This is a genomic window from Patiriisocius sp. (assembly GCF_051252435.1).
Classification (GTDB): Bacteria; Bacteroidota; Bacteroidia; order Flavobacteriales; family Flavobacteriaceae; genus Patiriisocius.
This window is the reverse complement of the sequence record NZ_JBPOFW010000003.1, coordinates 366,077-381,773: the sequence shown is the minus strand read 5'-3', so window position 1 is coordinate 381,773 and position 15,697 is coordinate 366,077. Positions and strand designations below refer to the sequence as shown.

Here is a 15,697-nt window from a genome sequence, read left to right as displayed (position 1 = left end):
TTGATACAAGATATTTTAAATATAAAAAGAAACCCTAACTATCTAGAAATTGGAACTTATACAGGGATTTCTCTGCTGCCTGCAAAGGCATGGAATAAGATAGCTATAGATCCTAAATTTAAAATATCGAGAAAACGTAAGTTGAAATGGGCTTTAAAAAATACTACAAATTTGACAAATCGTTTTTTTGAGAAAACTAGCGATGCTTTTTTTGCTGAAAATAAAGCATATTTGAAAAAACGAGCACCATTCGATTTGATGTTTGTAGATGGGTTGCACACATTTAGGGCAAGTTTACAAGATGTACTCAATTGTTTGTCATATTTGGATAAAGATGGCATAGTGATGATGCATGATTGTTTTCCTCCCAACGAAGTTGCGGCTTTACCTGCAAATTCTTTTCAAGAGGTAAAAAATATGAAACTCGAAGGGTTCACTTTTGAGTGGTGTGGAGACGTATGGAAAACTATTTATTATCTCAAAAAAAAATATCCAAAAACCTTATTGGTTGATGTTGTAAATACAGATTATGGTTTAGGAATAGTGCGCTTCAATAAAAAAACTAATGAGAAATTTTCTATAGATGAAGTTTTATTCAAAGAGATTAATTGTTTAACATATAATGATTTAAAATCTAACCTTGACTGGATTTCACTTAAAGAAATACTGTGGGTTGAAAATGAATTGTTAAATTAAATTCATGAAAAAAGATAATGTATTTACTGTTATTGTTACTTATAACGGAATGAAATGGATAGAAGAGTGTATTTCTTCAGTATATAATGACAGTACCGTTATCGTTGTTGATAATGTTTCTAAGGACAAAACTGTTTCTTTAATTAAAGAGAAATTTCCTGCAGTAGTACTGCTTCAGCAAGAAGAAAATTTAGGTTTTGGGATTGGCAATAATGTAGGTATTGATTACGCTTTAAACAATGGGGCAGCACATGTATTGTTACTTAATCAAGATGCAAAAATGTCTAAAAAATCTTTGGATGTAATGGTTAGTTTTCAAAAACGCCATAGTGAATATGGTATTTTAAGTCCCATACATTGCGATTGGAATGGAGAATATCTCGAAAGATCATTTAGTAGGTACGTAGGATATGAGTTTAATCCACTGTTTTACAGCAATTTTATATTAGACAAAAAAAAACAAGATGTTTATGAGGTTCCTTTTATAGCTGCAGCTTGCTGGTTAATCAACCGTGAAACATTTGAAACTGTTGGAGGTTTTGATCCTATGTTCTTTTATTTAGGTGAGGATACCAATTATTGTCAACGAGTTTTGTTCCACGACTACAAAATTGCCGTGATGCCAGATACATTTGTCAATCACGATACAAAAGACCGTAAATACGAAGAAACTTTTTTTTATTCTGAAAAGTATTTTTATCAAAGTGATTATGCTGCTAAAAAAAAATATGGAGACGTCTCTCTAGAAACTTTTGAATCAAAATTTAAATACAAAAAAAGGCAGCTGTTTAAAGCTTTTTTATTTCAATGTATGATTGGTAATTTTAAATTAGCAAAAGGAGCTTTTTCAGAATACAAAAAATTTACAGCTCTCAAAGAAACTCTAATCAAGAGCAGGGCAAAAAATAAAACAAAAGGTTCTCATTATTTAAATCTCATATAAAATGAGGATTTTAATCGTTGCTTTACCAACAATACATACGTCAAGATGGTATTACCAGTTAGAGCAGGAGGGACACGAATTATATTTTTTTAATATTATGAAAAGAGAAATTCCAGACTCTTTTGTAAAAATGAATATTTTGGAATGGGAACACAGTGCTTTAGGAAATTGGACGTTAAAATCAGATAATAGGATTATAAAAAAAATAGGTAGACTTTTTTTAAGATCATTTTACGACAGTTTTAAAAAAGCGATTGACAATGTCCAACCAGATTTTGTACACTCATTAAATATGAATATGAGCTATACCATCATTCCATTTATGGAAGACCACCCAAACATACCTTGGGTTTGTAATACTTGGGGTAATGATATTTATTATTTCCAACATTTAACTGTCGCTGGTCAAAAAATAAAACGAATGCTCGCGCGACTGGATTATCTTTTTTCAGATACACAAAGAGATATTGAGCTCGCAAAACAAAATGGATTCAAAGGAAAAGTATTGGGAGTTTATCCTGGAGGTGGAGGCTATAAAATTCCTAACAAAATAAAGCCTGTAGAAGAAAGAGATACCATTATGCTTAAAGGATACGAGCATAGTTTTGGTAGAGCGCTAAATGTTCTCAATGCGATTGTGCAAAGTGAAGAACATACTAAAAAATATAAGATTTTTATTTTTAGCGCGCATCAACCGGTTGTTGAATTTGCATTAAAAATGCAAGAAATGGGATATAACATAGTTGTTAAAAGCACAAAGGATAATGTTCCTCATGAGGAAATTTTAAACATAATGCAACAAAGTATTTTGTACATAGGTAACAGCATATCAGATGGTATGCCGAATACCTTGCTCGAGGCTATTGTTTCTGGAGCATTCCCAATACAATCTAATCCAGGAGGCGCCACTGCCGAAATAATCAAAGACGGAGTGAACGGTTTTCTGATCAATGATCCAGAAGACACTCAAGAGATAGCAATGCACGTAAAAAATGCTTTGACAAATAAAAAGGTATTAGTTTCAGCGCAACATTTCAATAAAACAAAAATAGCTCCCAACTTATCTTTTGAAACTATTAAAACCCAAGTCATTGAAAAGTATCACTATTTAGAGGAAGAAATACTTGGTTCAATAAAATAAACAGAAATAATTTTATTTTAGCTGAAATTTGATTTTCACTTAAACCAATAGTTCTATAAACAAAATAGTTAACCTTTATACTTTCGGTTTTATTTGATGGAGTGAATGGGTGTTTTTGACTAATTGATTGTAAATTCGCTGCTATTCCTTTAAACATAAACAGATGATGCACTACAAGATTAAAATTTTCAAGAAGAAATTAAAAGGAGCTTTCGCTGCGTTTTCTGACAGTAGTTTTGAACGTAAATACCAAAGAGGCAACAGTGTTGAAAATGATAATTATTATAAAGCTGCAATTCTTAAAAACAAAGCAGAGGCATTAAAGGAAGTTAAAAGATTTGATGTCATTAATCACTGTTTGAAAAGCTTGAATAGAGAAACTACGTATTTAGAAATAGGAGTTAGATTTCCGGAAGCAAATTTTGATAAAATCAAAGCTTCATTTAAATATAGTGTGGATCCTGGTTTTGAAAATGCGTTAAATCCAGTGGATTTTAAACTCACCAGCGACCAGTTTTTCAATCAGCTTAAAAAAGGAGAATTATTATCCAGCGATATAAAATTTGATGTGATATTCATCGATGGACTGCATCTAGCCCATCAGGTGGATAAGGATATTGAAAACTCGCTTGCCTTTTTAAAAGAAGATGGATTTATTGTACTGCACGATTGTAATCCACCCACAGCATTTCATGCGAGAGAAAATCAGCCGTTTTCATTATCACCAGCGGGTAAATTTTGGAACGGAACTACTTGGAAAGGATTTTATAAGTATAGATTAAATGAAAAATTATATTCCTGTTGTGTAGATTCAGATTGGGGTATTGGGGTAATTAGTACATCTAAAAAGCTATACCCTAAACCAGAAATGGTCAATGAATTTTTTGAATATAATAGTATGGATGAAAATCGAACCCAGCAATTGGGACTTGTTTCTTTTGAAGAATTTAAAGCAATGATTGGATAAAAAGTGATTGGTATCTTTAACTGCTATTAATTGATAACACCTTATTTAAATTTTATGAACCATTTTCTATTAACCCGCTTTAACCTCAAAGTAGCATCGTGGAATAAGACAAGAAGTGGTCATAAAGTTTTAACTGAAGAATGGCTAGAACATCGGTTTTATCTTTTTGAAACCTTCACCCTTTCTTCAATATTGAACCAAACGACAAAAAACTTTAAATGGCTTATTTTTTTTGATATAAATACTCCAGAAAAATACAGAACAAGAGCTAAAATCAATTTTGAAAAGTATGATTTTATCGAAATCTTTTATATCGACGGAATAGAAAGTTTGATGCCCACATTAAAAGATTTTTTTGACCAAGAAAGCTATCAAAATAGAAAACTAATTACCACGCGGCTTGATAATGACGATGCACTTCACAAAAACTTTATTGCAACAGTACAAAAGCATTTTAAAGATAATACTGGGGTTTTAGATTTTGAAAATGGCTATCAGGGAGTTTTAAATTCAGGGAATACATTAGATGTAAGAAAGTATCATCACAAATTCAATCAATTTATTTCTTTTGCTGAAATTTCAGAAAAACCCATAACCGTTTTAGGCAAAATGCATACTGACTTTAAAACGTTTTCACCTCAAAAAATCGATAGAAAAAATCGGTATTGGTTAGAGATTATTCATGACATGAATAAAATAAATAATTCAAAAAGTAACTTGTATTCAGATTTAAAAATTGACTTACATGATTTTGGAATTAATAAAAGTGTTTTAAAAACGGTCGCATGTAATACACTTTTTTTCCGAAATATTGGCGTTTATTATAGATTGAAATTAAATGCTTTAAAGCGAACCATTAAATCTTTGATACATGGATAATTTAATATCTATCATAATCCCCACCTACAATCGCGCAGATTTGTTGTACGAAACGTTGGAAAGTTTTATCGGTCAAACACATGAAAATTGGGAATGTTTAATAGTCGATGATGGCTCCACAGATACCACCGTTGAGGTAATTAAAAACTATACGGTAAAAGACAAAAGATTTAAATTGTTGAGCAGACCACCCAACAGGCAAAAAGGCGCAAATGCCTGTCGCAATTATGGGTTTGAGCAGAGTAGTGGGGTATTCATTAATTGGTTTGATAGTGATGATATTGCGGCGCCTGAATTTCTTGAACAGAAATTACAATTACTAAAAAAACATCCCGAAATAGACATGGCTGCTTGCTATGGTGAACGATTTTATGATGATGGAAGAGAGAATACCTACATGAAACCAGTGGATAATAAAACCGATAATGAAATAGAAAACTATATTCTCCACGATTTTTGTTTTTACACAAACTCTCCATTATGGCGCAAAAGCAAACTTATAGAGAGTGCTGAGGTTTTTGATGAAGAAATGCACAGATCTCAAGAAAAAGATTTTCATTTTAGAATGTTGCTCAAAGGCTTTAAATACACTCGATTTATAGATAAGCCATTGTTTTTTAAAAGAGGCGATAACGAAAGTATCTCTACTAATGCTGGGACAAGCATTAAAGCAAAGCTTTCTGTTTTTAGATTAAGAGAAAAACAATTTGATTTAATAAATGCGACAGATAATCCATCAAAAAACAAATTACTTGAATATCTGTTTTATCGCCAAGCTGTAAATTATTATGATGTGATGGTTGCGCTAGATAATGTTGCCGATAAAAAAGCCTTTAGAGAAAAATGTTTCCCACAGTTGATTTCTATGGTGAAGCAAACGCATCTAGACAATAAGTTTGAGAAAAAACTTTTACTTGGAGATTTACTCCTGCGAATTTTTAAAAAAGGGTATAAATTTTTCTATTTCCCACAATTTGATCATAGAAGTTTTTAACTTGCGATAACAATTTGACCAATACCATACATGCGCATAGGCAGTAATCCTACAAAAGCAAATAAACAGCTTGTGACATCTTTTTATCACAGAGTTATTGTTCCTGTCTATATTCCAAATACAGAGGAGGATTATTTTAAGGAAGCATTCCCAATTTTAAAATATTGTCTTCAAAGTTTACTAAAAACAGTACACCAAAAAACTCGAGTTTCAATAATCAATAATGGTTGTTGCGATGACGTTACAACGTATTTAAAAGAGCTAAAAACTTCAAATGTAATTATAGACCAATTACTGGATAGCGATATTAATTTAGGGAAAATCAATGCGGTGTATAGTGCGGTTAAAAGTAATGTTGAGCCTTTGATTACAGTTACAGACGCAGATGTGCTTTTTCTCAATAATTGGCAGGAAGCAGTTGAAAAAGTTTTTATTGACTTCCCCAAAGCAGGCATGGTTGCTCCAGTTCCAGCTCCGGTTGCGTATAAAAGTAGTTTTGTAAATAGCACCTTCTATTATGGTTTTGTCAATCGATTATTTAAATTTGATACTGTTGTCAATCCAGACGCTCTTCAACAATTTCAAGAAAGTATTGGTACACAATTATTTAAGGGCATCCATTTTAAAAAATATCTCATTTTACAAAAAAGAGAGAAAAAAGCGGCAATGGGATGTGGCCATTTTGTGGTCACGATGCGATCACAGGTTTTTGAAAAAGCACCACCGCGTCCTTCTCAATTTAAAATTGGTGGTGAGTCGTTAAAGAAGTATATTGATGGGCCTAATGATGCTGCTGGATATTTACGTTTGGCAACGATGGATTGCTACGCAAGACATTTGGGCAATAAAGAAGAGCCTTGGATGAAGCCCATGTTTGATTCAATTGTTTCTTCAGATTCCTTCGGAAATGAGCAGGATATTGATTTTAAGGTCCAAGGAATTTCAAAATTTTCCCAAATATTAGGAAAAGTGGGTTATAAATTAATCATAAGAAACGATTTTTTAAGGCGAATATATTTCAGAAGTAAAGGAATGAATCATCCTGAATTTTAAAAATGCAAAGCGTAACAACCATCCTCATTTGTCAGTATCCCCTACCTTATAATAAGATAGCGAGTTGGACGACCATGTATAATCATTACTTGCGTAGTGGAGCGCACCCTTTTGATATTATTGTCTGTCCCGAGGGCGATGAAGAAGTGGAAGGAGTGCAATATTCTTATATTACACAGGTTGGTGCGATTGATAAAATCAAAAACAAGTTTGATAATAAAAGTAGGTTTAACGGCTATTTTGATGCGCTCAATGCAGTACTGAAAAAGGACGAAAAATACATTATTCAGGTCATAGATCACAGCGGTTTTATCATACCCCTCAATGAGTTTATTACTGAAAACTATAGTCGAAATAACTTTTACATACAATATTATTATCAAGGATTTGATATTATTTACAAAGACGAACGCGCGCAGCCATTTTTAAATGGAATTGACGAAATGTTCTTCTTGACTGCCTTGGCGTACGAGCATTATAAAAACTATTACGATGCATTGACAATGCGTTGCGGTGTCATGCATAATGCAACAAGTTCAAAACAATTTTACCGCCTTAATAGAGGTGCGAAAGATGTAGAAAAAAGTGATTTGAATATCACTGCAAAACTTGTATTTATTTGGTGCTCTCAGGACAGACCCAAAAAGGGGTTACACCTTATTCTAGATGTTTGGAAACGAATTTTTACTTCGGAAACCGAAATGCAATTACTCATTGTAGGTGTTGAAAAGGAAATTACGCAGCCCGGAGTACGTGTTATAGGGAGAGTTCCCAATCATATTTTGCCACAATATTATCAAGTTTCAGATTTTTATTTATTTCCATCCCTTTGGAAAGAAGGATTTGGAATCGTACTTGCCGAAGCACTCAAATGCGGGTGTTATTGTATTGCTTCCAACCAAGGAGGAATCCCAGAGGTTTTGGGCCACGGTAAGTATGGAAAAATTATAGAACACCCTAATTTTATTGATGAATGGGTGACTACTATAAACGAAAGTATTACAGAGTACAAAGCCAATAATTATGACAATCCGTATTACACCAAAGATTTTGAAACAATGTACGATATTAACGTTTGGCAAGAAAAAATGAATAGTAAAATTGCTGAGGCAAAATTAAATATAAGCTAATGTTAACTATTGCCGAAATAGGACAAGCACATGATGGCAGTTTAGGAATGTTACATGCATATATCGATGCTGTTGCAAAAACTGGTGTGGATGCCATTAAATTTCAAACCCACATCGCAGCTGCCGAAAGTAGCATCCACGAACCGTTTAGGGTACATTTTTCAAAACAGGACAAAACGCGTTTTGATTATTGGAAACGAATGGAATTTACGCAAGAACAGTGGATTGAAATAGGAAACCATTGTAAAGAAGTTGGCCTCATTTTTATGAGCAGCCCTTTTAGTAACGAAGCTGTAGATGTACTCGAAAAAGCAGGTGTGGAGCAATACAAAATAGGCAGTGGAGAAGTCAATAATTTTTTATTATTGAAAAAAGTAATTGCAACGAGAAAACCTATAATTATTTCGAGTGGGATGAGTTCTTTTGAGGAATTGGATGCTACTGTAAACTTTTTTAAATCGCATAAAGCTACCTATTCCATTTTGCAATGCACGACTAGTTATCCCACGCAACCCAGGCAATACGGGTTAAATGTAATTAAAGAATTAAAAGAAAGATACGGAGTTACGGTTGGTTTTTCAGACCATTCGGCAACAATAGCAGCGGGAATCGCGGCGGTTGCTTTAGGTGCTGAAATTTTAGAATTTCACGTGATTTTTGATAAAGCACAATTTGGACCCGATGTTTCTTCTTCCCTAACGATGACCGAAACAAAACAATTGGTACAAGGAGTAAAAGAAATTTCCGAAGCATTAAAATTTCCGATAGATAAAAAAGATAATTCAGATTTTAAAAACTTGAAATCTATTTTTGAAAAATCCTTGGCAATTAATAAAGATGTGAAAGAAGGTCATAGTATTACGTTTGATGACCTTGAAGCAAAAAAACCAAAAGGATTTGGAGTAGATGCGTCAAAATATGAAGAACTATTGGGTAAAAAAGTAGTAAAGAATATGCAACAATGGGATTTTATAAATGAAGATGATTATAAATAACTATGGCAGATAAACGAAAAATATGCGCAGTAATTACAGCACGTCCTTCGTATAGCAGGGTAAAAACGGCTTTGCTGGCCATAAAAAACCACCCAGAGTTAGAATTGCAATTGGTCATCGCTGGATCTGCATTATTAGACCGTTATGGAAATGCCATCAATTTTATTGAAAAAGATGGTTTTACCATTAACGAGAAAGTTTTTATGGTGCTTGAGGGTGAAAATAAAACCGCTATGGCAAAAACCACAGGGCTTGGAGTTATGGAACTCGCCAATGTGTTTTATAATTTACAACCGGATGCAGTTTTGACCATTGCAGATAGGTTTGAAACGATTGCAACTTCTATCGCTGCTGCGTATCAAAACATACCATTGATTCATCTACAAGGTGGAGAAGTTACGGGTAACATTGATGAAAAAGTACGTCACGCAAACACAAAATTAGCTGATATTCATTTGGTTACAAGCGAAGATGCTAGGGCTCGCGTTATAAAAATGGGAGAAGATGAGGAATATGTTTTTAACACGGGATGCCCCTCAATCGATCTCGCTGCAGCTGTTGAAGAATCAAAATCTTTGGATTTCAACCCTTTTGAAAAATATGGTGGCGTTGGAGGAACATTTCCTATCGAAGAGGGTTATTTGGTGGTGATGCAACACCCGGTGACAACCGAATATGACAAAGCAAAGGAAGATGTTCTCAAAACATTAAAAATTGTTGATGAGTTAAAGATTCCTACCTTTTGGTTTTGGCCCAATGTAGATGCTGGTGCAGACGGAACCTCAAACGGAATACGCAGTTACCGCGAAAAACACAATCCGCAACACATAAGGTTCTTTAAAAATATGGAGCCAATGGACTTTTTAAAACTATTAAAACAGAGTAAATGCCTTATAGGTAACAGTAGTGTTGGTATAAGAGAATGTTCGTATTTAGGTGTGCCAGTTGTCAATATAGGGACGCGACAAAATAGAAGACTTAGAGGTAAAAACATCATTGATGTAGGCTATGATGAAACTGAAATCAAAAAAGCCATCCAATCACAAATAAAAAATCCAAAGAACGAAAAAACTACGATATACGGAGACGGCAAAAGCGGAAAAAGGATTGCTGAAATTTTAGCTACGATTGAGCTCCGTTTTCATAAAACCATTACCTACTAATGAAAATATTAGGCATCATCCCTGCACGTGGCGGTAGCAAAGGTATTCTCAATAAAAACCGAAAGTTACTCGGCGGTATTCCATTATTGCAGTACACAACAACCGCTGCAAAGGGCGCAAAAATGCTTGATGAGTTAGTTTTTACTTCTGAGGACGACACGCTTATTGGGCTTGCAAGGGAGCAGGGTATTTCGGTGCCATTTAAAAGACCTGCACATTTAGCAACAGATACTGCTGGCTCTTTGGAAGTAGTTCAACATGCTATTTCGTTCTACGAAAATCAAGGTGTTTTTTTTGATGCGATTTGTTTATTACAAGTAACCACACCTTTTAGAAACGCTAAAATGATTGATGCCGCAATTGAAAGATTTAAAAAATCCAACTGTGATTCTCTCATTTCGGTACAAAAAGTTCCACACCAATTTAATCCACATTGGGTTTTTGAAGAGGTAAACGGGACTTTAAAAATTGCTACGGGAGAAAGTGAAATTATCAAACGTCGTCAAGAATTGCCAGACGCTTACATTAGAGATGGCGCCATTTATATTACAAAAACCGAAACATTGATGAGGTATAATTCTTTCTTCGGAAATAAGACAACTTTTATAGAGACCGATGCTTTAACATACGTAAACATTGACACCATGGAAGATTGGGAAAAAGCCGAAACAATTCTTAAGCTCTTGAAAAAATAGGATTATGCTATTCAACTCTTTTGAGTTTTTTATTTTTCTTCCCATAGTCTTTGTGCTATACTGGTTTGTATTCCAAAAAAAGCTGAGCGTTCAAAATGCATTGATTTTAGTTGCCAGTTATGTTTTTTATGGTTGGTGGGATTACCGTTTTTTGTCGCTCATTATCTTTAGTACATTAGTCGATTATGTGGTTGGGATATCACTCGAAAATGCGAGTAATGTAAGTAAAAGAAAAATGCTCTTAGGTTTAAGTGTAATCGTTAACTTGGGTTTATTGGGTGTTTTTAAATACTATAATTTTTTTGTTGAAAGTTGGATAGACGCTTGGGGAACTTTAGGGGTTTCAATGAGTGCTTCTACTTTAAAGATAATTCTCCCTGTTGGGATTTCTTTTTATACATTTCAAACGCTTAGTTATTCTATTGATGTCTATAGAAATAAATTAAAACCCTCTAGGAATTTTATTGCATTCGCTGCTTACGTTGCCTTTTTTCCGCAGTTGGTAGCAGGACCTATTGAGCGAGCTACTAGTTTACTTCCTCAGTTTTTAAAGAAAAGAAATTTTGATTACGAAGCATCGGTATTTGGAGTTCGGTTGATATTGTATGGTCTATTTAAAAAAATAGTGATCGCAGATAGTGTTGCTCCATTTGTAGACGATATATTTTTAAATTACCAAGACTACGGAAGCCCAATTATCATTTTGGGTGCTATTTTATTTGCGGTTCAGATTTATGGTGATTTTTCTGGGTATAGTGATATCGCTATTGGAGTTGCTAGGCTTTTTGGTTTTAACTTGATGTTCAACTTTAAATACCCTTATTTTTCAAGGAATATTGGTGAGTTTTGGAGAAGATGGCATATCTCACTTTCCACGTGGTTTAGAGATTATCTTTATATCCCTTTGGGTGGAAGTAGAGGGTCTACTATAATTCAATTAAGGAACATTTTTATTGTGTTTTTAGTGAGTGGTTTTTGGCATGGTGCAAATTGGACTTTTATTGCTTGGGGTGGTATCCACGCATTGTTTTTTGTCCCGCTTGCATTAATTGGTCAAAATCGTAAATATTTAGGAGGAATTTCAGAAAACGGCACATTTCCGAAGGTGTCAGAATTTTTTGCGATTTTAAAAACATTTGCGCTCGTTACCTTTGCGTGGATTTTCTTTAGAGCCGACTCTGTTGCCCATAGCTTAGATTATATAAAAAACATTTTTAAGACTGCACATTTCAATGTATTGTCCACTAGATTGACAGAAAATATTGATCTTAAAATTGTGCTGGCACTTGTGTTTATTTTTATTTTAATTGAGTGGTCCAGCAGAAATAGAGACATTTTTGTGGGGCCTTTTTTAAAGAACAATGCATTTTTTAGATACGGCCTGTACTTCTTTTTTGTGCTCACAATAATCTTGAGTATTGATAATGAAGCAAAAGGGTTTATATATTTTCAGTTTTAATATGAGAAATGTTTATTTTGAAATTTAATCAAAATATTAATCAGACCCCATTCGGTTTATCGTCTTTAAATTTATCAAATGAAGTTATTTATTAAAAAGCTTTTACTTGCTTCTTTAGGGTTATACGCGCTTTTATGGTGTTTGCAGCTTGTTGTGGATTTCGGATTGCGAAGAACTGATGTGGCATTATATGAAAATTGGAATGACATTTTAAATGGTACTATAAATGCCGAATTGTTAATTATGGGTTCTTCGCGGGCACTAAGGCATTTTGATCCACTGCTCATTGAGAAAAAAACAGGCTTCTCTGCCTATAACTTGGGGGGTATTAAATTAACTTTCGATATTCAAAAAATAAAGTATAACGCGTATTTACAAAACAATAAAAATCCTAAGATTGCGGTAATTAATGTTGATGTTAATTCTTTAAATTCTACGAAAGAGTTGTTTGCAAAAACGCAATATTTGCCCTATTATACTCTAGACAATTATTCTACATTAAAGGAGTTTGATAAAAATATTTTTCATGAATATGTTTTGCCAATGTACAAATACAGAGGTTTTTATGGAGCTATAAAAGATGGTTTGTTGTCTGCAGTTTTCATTATAAAACCTCATGATATTCATTATCCAAAAGGGTATCAACCTAAAGATTTAAACTGGGACCCCAATGCGATTTCCCGACTTAAAAAAGTGGCCCGTAAAGGTTTTGAGTTTGATATTATTTCTTTGAAAAATGGATTTGATATCCTTAAAAACCGAGTTTTTGAAATGAAAACTACTGGAATTGAAGTCTTTTTAATTTGGTCGCCCGAGCATATTGCTAGACAAGCCTACGAAGAGCCCAATCTGTCTATGGTAAGAAAATGGTACGAAGATTTTGCAAATAAAAATGATGGCGTTTATTTTATAGACTTTACGGGCGACCCTCTCTGTGCTAATACAGAATATCTATACGATACATTTCATCTTAATAAAAAAGGGGCAACACTTTTTACAAAGCGGGTGTCAGATTCCATTTTAAAATACAGTGAAAAATTCTAAAATTCTAAATGTATCTTTGTTTCACAACCATTTCAGCATAACTTGAAAAAAATTTTTATTTTTTGTCCAGATGGTACAGGTATTAAAAATTACTTGTACAGTGATGTTTTTAAAAGTGAAGAAGTAGATTTGACGCTCTTTCATAATTTTGACAATGATACTTTAGCACATATTTCAGCTGAAATTAAACTGGATAATACCATTCAAATTCCAAATTATAAAGAAAGTTATACCGAAAAATTTTTAAGAGAACTTATCCATTTATGCAGGATAAAGCATAATGCAAAAACACAAAATAATCCCACCATTTTAAAATTTTATAAACGTGGACACGCTTCTAAAAAACTAAAAATATTTTACGGCGCCATCGATATAGCAGCTAAAACTATTTCATCGTATAACCAAATTATAAAGTTAGAAGACAGGTATCAAAAAACACTTCGGAAAAATCCATTTTATCTTAAGATTTGTAAAATTCTAGAAGATAAAAAACCAGATGTTATTTTTTGCACACATCAACGAGCACTAAAAGCCCCTACTATTTTTGCCGCGGCACAGGATTTAAATATAAAATCGGCAACAGTAATTTACTCGTGGGATAACATACCGAAAGCACGGTTAGCATTGAAAGCTGACAAATACCTCGTTTGGTCCCCATTCATGAAAAAAGAATTAGAAACTTTTTATCCTGAAATTGAACCATCAAAAATAATTGTAACAGGAACTCCGCAATTTGAGTTTTACAAAAATGAAAAACACATTATTCCAAAACCAGAATTTTATAAAAAGTATGGTTTAGATGCCAATAAGAAAACAATTTGTTTTTCGGGCGATGATGTTAAAACTTCTCCTTACGACCCACAATATCTCAATGATGTAGCTTCAGCGATTGTAAATGAAAATAGACAGCATGACTATCAAATAGTTTTTAGAAGATGCCCTGTAGATGTTAGCGGTAGATACGACTGGGTAATTAAAAAATTCCCCAATCTCATTATTGAAATCCCCCCACTTTGGAACTATAATAATGATGTTTGGAGCGCTGTGTATCCCACAATTAATGATGTGAGTTTACTAGTTTCACTGGCTTTTTATGCTGATGTGGTTATTAATGTAGGGTCTACAATGGCGTTTGATTTTGCTATGTTTGACAAACCTTGCGTTTATATAAATTACGACCATGTTCTTGATTCCAATTGGTCTGTACAAACTATTTATAACTATCAGCATTTTAGAAGCATGCCTTCAAAAAAAGCAGTATTTTGGTTTAATAATAAGACTGAAATAATACAGGTTTTAGATAATGCCATTTCTGAAAATACTTCTGAAATCAACCAATGGTTTGATATTGTTGTGAAGGATGCAACAATGGCTTCCGAAAAAATAATTAAAAAAATTTTTTAATGCGTATCCTCTTTATTTCTCATGAATATCCATTATGGACGTCGGGCGGGGTAGGAAGTTTTCTTCAAACTTTTGGCAGGGCTTTAGTTAATAAAGGACATGAGGTACTCATTGTGGGCATGGGAGTTGTCGAGAAAGAGACTGTTTTAAATGATACTGGCATAACAATATATCGACTGCCTAAAAAAAAAGGGTTGTTTTCTAATGCATTGATATATGCAAAAGCTATTAGTAAAAAGATCAAACATTTAAATACAGAAAAAGCGATAGATGTTTTAGAGGCTTCTGAAATGGGACTTGCTTTAATCAACGTGCCAAAGAATATCAAAAAGGTAATAAGATTACATGGCGGGCATCACTTTTTTACCACATTTGAAAATCGTTCTACGGAGGCGAAAAAGGTTTTTTTAGAGAAGAACTCGTTTAAAAAAGCTGATGCATTTATAGCAGTTAGTGAATATGTGGCCGAGGTTACTTTCAGCAAAGTAAATTTAAATAATAGAACTTTAAAGATAATTTATAACCCTGTGGATACAACAAAATTTCCGCAGGTAGACTATTCTGAAACAATAAAAAATAGTTTGTTGTTTGTAGGTACTGTTTGTGAAAAAAAAGGAATAAGACAATTAGTACAAGCACTGCCTAAAATAATAGATAAAGTCCCAGAGACTACATTAACCATTGTGGGTAGAGATTGGTTTTATCCTGATGGCCGGTCTTATATAGAATACTTAAAAACACAAATTCCAAAAAAAATAGAAAGTGCAATAAATATAGTGGGACCTGTACCTCATGACGAAATTTACGGTTTTATAAAATTTGCTGAAATATGTGTTTACCCATCACACATGGAAGCAATGCCTATTGCTTGGCTGGAAGTTTTATCTTCAGGAAAACCATTTATAGGCAGTTCAATTGGCCCAGGATTTGAAGCTGTAACGCACAATAAAACTGGGTTACTGTGCGACCCTCATAATCCTGAAGATATTGCTGCAAAAGTTATTAAAATGTTGAAAAATAAAGAAGATGCAATTACCATGGGTAAAAACGCAAGGGAAGATGTGCTTTCCCGATTTGATATATTTGGATTAGTAGAGAAAAATATTAAATTTTACCAATCGCTATGAGGTTGTT

Annotated in this window: 15 protein-coding genes; all 15 read left to right on the top strand. The window is 33.5% G+C overall.

Annotated features, from left to right (window positions below; all coding sequences use genetic code 11):
• The 15 genes from ACSHW7_RS09215 to ACSHW7_RS09145 all read left to right on the top strand — a co-directional run bounded on the left by ACSHW7_RS09215 (position 1) and on the right by ACSHW7_RS09145 (position 15,690).
• The gene (locus tag ACSHW7_RS09215) at positions 1-696 is read left to right on the top strand and encodes a class I SAM-dependent methyltransferase (protein ID WP_435679053.1); all 696 of its coding nucleotides are present in this window, start codon (positions 1-3) and stop codon (positions 694-696) included.
• 4 nt (positions 697-700) lie between these two features.
• Complete coding sequence (locus ACSHW7_RS09210) at positions 701-1,639, top strand: glycosyltransferase family 2 protein (RefSeq protein ID WP_435679052.1); 939 nt, start codon at positions 701-703, stop codon at positions 1,637-1,639.
• Position 1,640: 1 nt separating this feature from the next.
• Complete coding sequence (locus tag ACSHW7_RS09205; RefSeq protein WP_435679051.1) at positions 1,641-2,780, top strand: glycosyltransferase; 1,140 nt, start codon at positions 1,641-1,643, stop codon at positions 2,778-2,780.
• Between the two features lie 163 nt (positions 2,781-2,943).
• Positions 2,944-3,747, top strand: coding sequence for a class I SAM-dependent methyltransferase (locus ACSHW7_RS09200; protein WP_435679050.1), 804 nt, complete (start codon positions 2,944-2,946; stop codon positions 3,745-3,747).
• A 54-nt stretch (positions 3,748-3,801) separates the two neighbouring features.
• Entirely contained in the window at positions 3,802-4,626 is an 825-nt protein-coding gene (locus tag ACSHW7_RS09195) for a glycosyltransferase (protein WP_435679049.1), read from the top strand.
• Positions 4,619-5,620, top strand: a complete 1,002-nt coding sequence (locus ACSHW7_RS09190) for a glycosyltransferase family 2 protein (RefSeq protein ID WP_435679048.1) — start codon at positions 4,619-4,621, stop codon at positions 5,618-5,620. Before ACSHW7_RS09195 ends, ACSHW7_RS09190 begins: the two co-directional genes overlap by 8 nt.
• 30 nt (positions 5,621-5,650) lie before the next feature.
• Positions 5,651-6,673 carry a glycosyltransferase family A protein gene (locus ACSHW7_RS09185; protein ID WP_435679047.1) on the top strand — a complete coding sequence of 341 codons (1,023 nt, stop codon included), beginning with the start codon at positions 5,651-5,653 and terminating at the stop codon, positions 6,671-6,673.
• Between the two features lie 2 nt (positions 6,674-6,675).
• A complete protein-coding gene (locus ACSHW7_RS09180; protein WP_435679046.1) occupies positions 6,676-7,803 on the top strand; it encodes a glycosyltransferase family 4 protein in 1,128 nt (375 codons plus the stop codon).
• Positions 7,803-8,798 (top strand): N-acetylneuraminate synthase family protein, encoded by a 996-nt coding sequence (locus tag ACSHW7_RS09175; RefSeq protein WP_435679045.1) that lies wholly within the window; start codon positions 7,803-7,805, stop codon positions 8,796-8,798. The genes ACSHW7_RS09180 and ACSHW7_RS09175 overlap by 1 nt, the downstream gene beginning before the upstream one ends.
• A gap of 2 nt (positions 8,799-8,800) precedes the next feature.
• Positions 8,801-9,961: a UDP-N-acetylglucosamine 2-epimerase gene (neuC, locus tag ACSHW7_RS09170; RefSeq protein WP_435679044.1), complete on the top strand. Its 1,161-nt coding sequence runs from the start codon at positions 8,801-8,803 to the stop codon at positions 9,959-9,961.
• Positions 9,961-10,656 (top strand): cytidylyltransferase domain-containing protein, encoded by a 696-nt coding sequence (locus ACSHW7_RS09165; protein ID WP_435679043.1) that lies wholly within the window; start codon positions 9,961-9,963, stop codon positions 10,654-10,656. The genes neuC and ACSHW7_RS09165 overlap by 1 nt, the downstream gene beginning before the upstream one ends.
• A 4-nt stretch (positions 10,657-10,660) precedes the next feature.
• Positions 10,661-12,115 (top strand): MBOAT family O-acyltransferase, encoded by a 1,455-nt coding sequence (locus ACSHW7_RS09160; protein ID WP_435679042.1) that lies wholly within the window; start codon positions 10,661-10,663, stop codon positions 12,113-12,115.
• A 78-nt stretch (positions 12,116-12,193) separates the two neighbouring features.
• Complete coding sequence (locus tag ACSHW7_RS09155; RefSeq protein ID WP_435679041.1) at positions 12,194-13,159, top strand: hypothetical protein; 966 nt, start codon at positions 12,194-12,196, stop codon at positions 13,157-13,159.
• Between the two features lie 42 nt (positions 13,160-13,201).
• Positions 13,202-14,563, top strand: a complete 1,362-nt coding sequence (locus ACSHW7_RS09150; RefSeq protein ID WP_435679040.1) for a hypothetical protein — start codon at positions 13,202-13,204, stop codon at positions 14,561-14,563.
• Complete coding sequence (locus tag ACSHW7_RS09145) at positions 14,563-15,690, top strand: glycosyltransferase family 4 protein (protein WP_435679039.1); 1,128 nt, start codon at positions 14,563-14,565, stop codon at positions 15,688-15,690. The genes ACSHW7_RS09150 and ACSHW7_RS09145 overlap by 1 nt, the downstream gene beginning before the upstream one ends.
• Positions 15,691-15,697: the final 7 nt, after the last annotated feature.

Bases quoted from the DNA above. Each gene is read 5' to 3' on its own strand.
- ACSHW7_RS09210 (WP_435679052.1), top strand. From the start codon at position 701: ATGAAAAAAGATAATGTATTTACTGTTATTGTTACTTATAACGGAATG.
- ACSHW7_RS09185 (WP_435679047.1), top strand. From the start codon at position 5,651: ATGCGCATAGGCAGTAATCCTACAAAAGCAAATAAACAGCTTGTGACA.
- ACSHW7_RS09190 (WP_435679048.1), top strand. From the start codon at position 4,619: ATGGATAATTTAATATCTATCATAATCCCCACCTACAATCGCGCAGAT.
- ACSHW7_RS09195 (WP_435679049.1), top strand. From the start codon at position 3,802: ATGAACCATTTTCTATTAACCCGCTTTAACCTCAAAGTAGCATCGTGG.
- ACSHW7_RS09200 (WP_435679050.1), top strand. From the start codon at position 2,944: ATGATGCACTACAAGATTAAAATTTTCAAGAAGAAATTAAAAGGAGCT.
- ACSHW7_RS09155 (WP_435679041.1), top strand. From the start codon at position 12,194: ATGAAGTTATTTATTAAAAAGCTTTTACTTGCTTCTTTAGGGTTATAC.
- ACSHW7_RS09205 (WP_435679051.1), top strand. From the start codon at position 1,641: ATGAGGATTTTAATCGTTGCTTTACCAACAATACATACGTCAAGATGG.
- neuC (WP_435679044.1), top strand. From the start codon at position 8,801: ATGGCAGATAAACGAAAAATATGCGCAGTAATTACAGCACGTCCTTCG.
- ACSHW7_RS09180 (WP_435679046.1), top strand. From the start codon at position 6,676: ATGCAAAGCGTAACAACCATCCTCATTTGTCAGTATCCCCTACCTTAT.
- ACSHW7_RS09165 (WP_435679043.1), top strand. From the start codon at position 9,961: ATGAAAATATTAGGCATCATCCCTGCACGTGGCGGTAGCAAAGGTATT.
- ACSHW7_RS09145 (WP_435679039.1), top strand. From the start codon at position 14,563: ATGCGTATCCTCTTTATTTCTCATGAATATCCATTATGGACGTCGGGC.
- ACSHW7_RS09160 (WP_435679042.1), top strand. From the start codon at position 10,661: ATGCTATTCAACTCTTTTGAGTTTTTTATTTTTCTTCCCATAGTCTTT.
- ACSHW7_RS09175 (WP_435679045.1), top strand. From the start codon at position 7,803: ATGTTAACTATTGCCGAAATAGGACAAGCACATGATGGCAGTTTAGGA.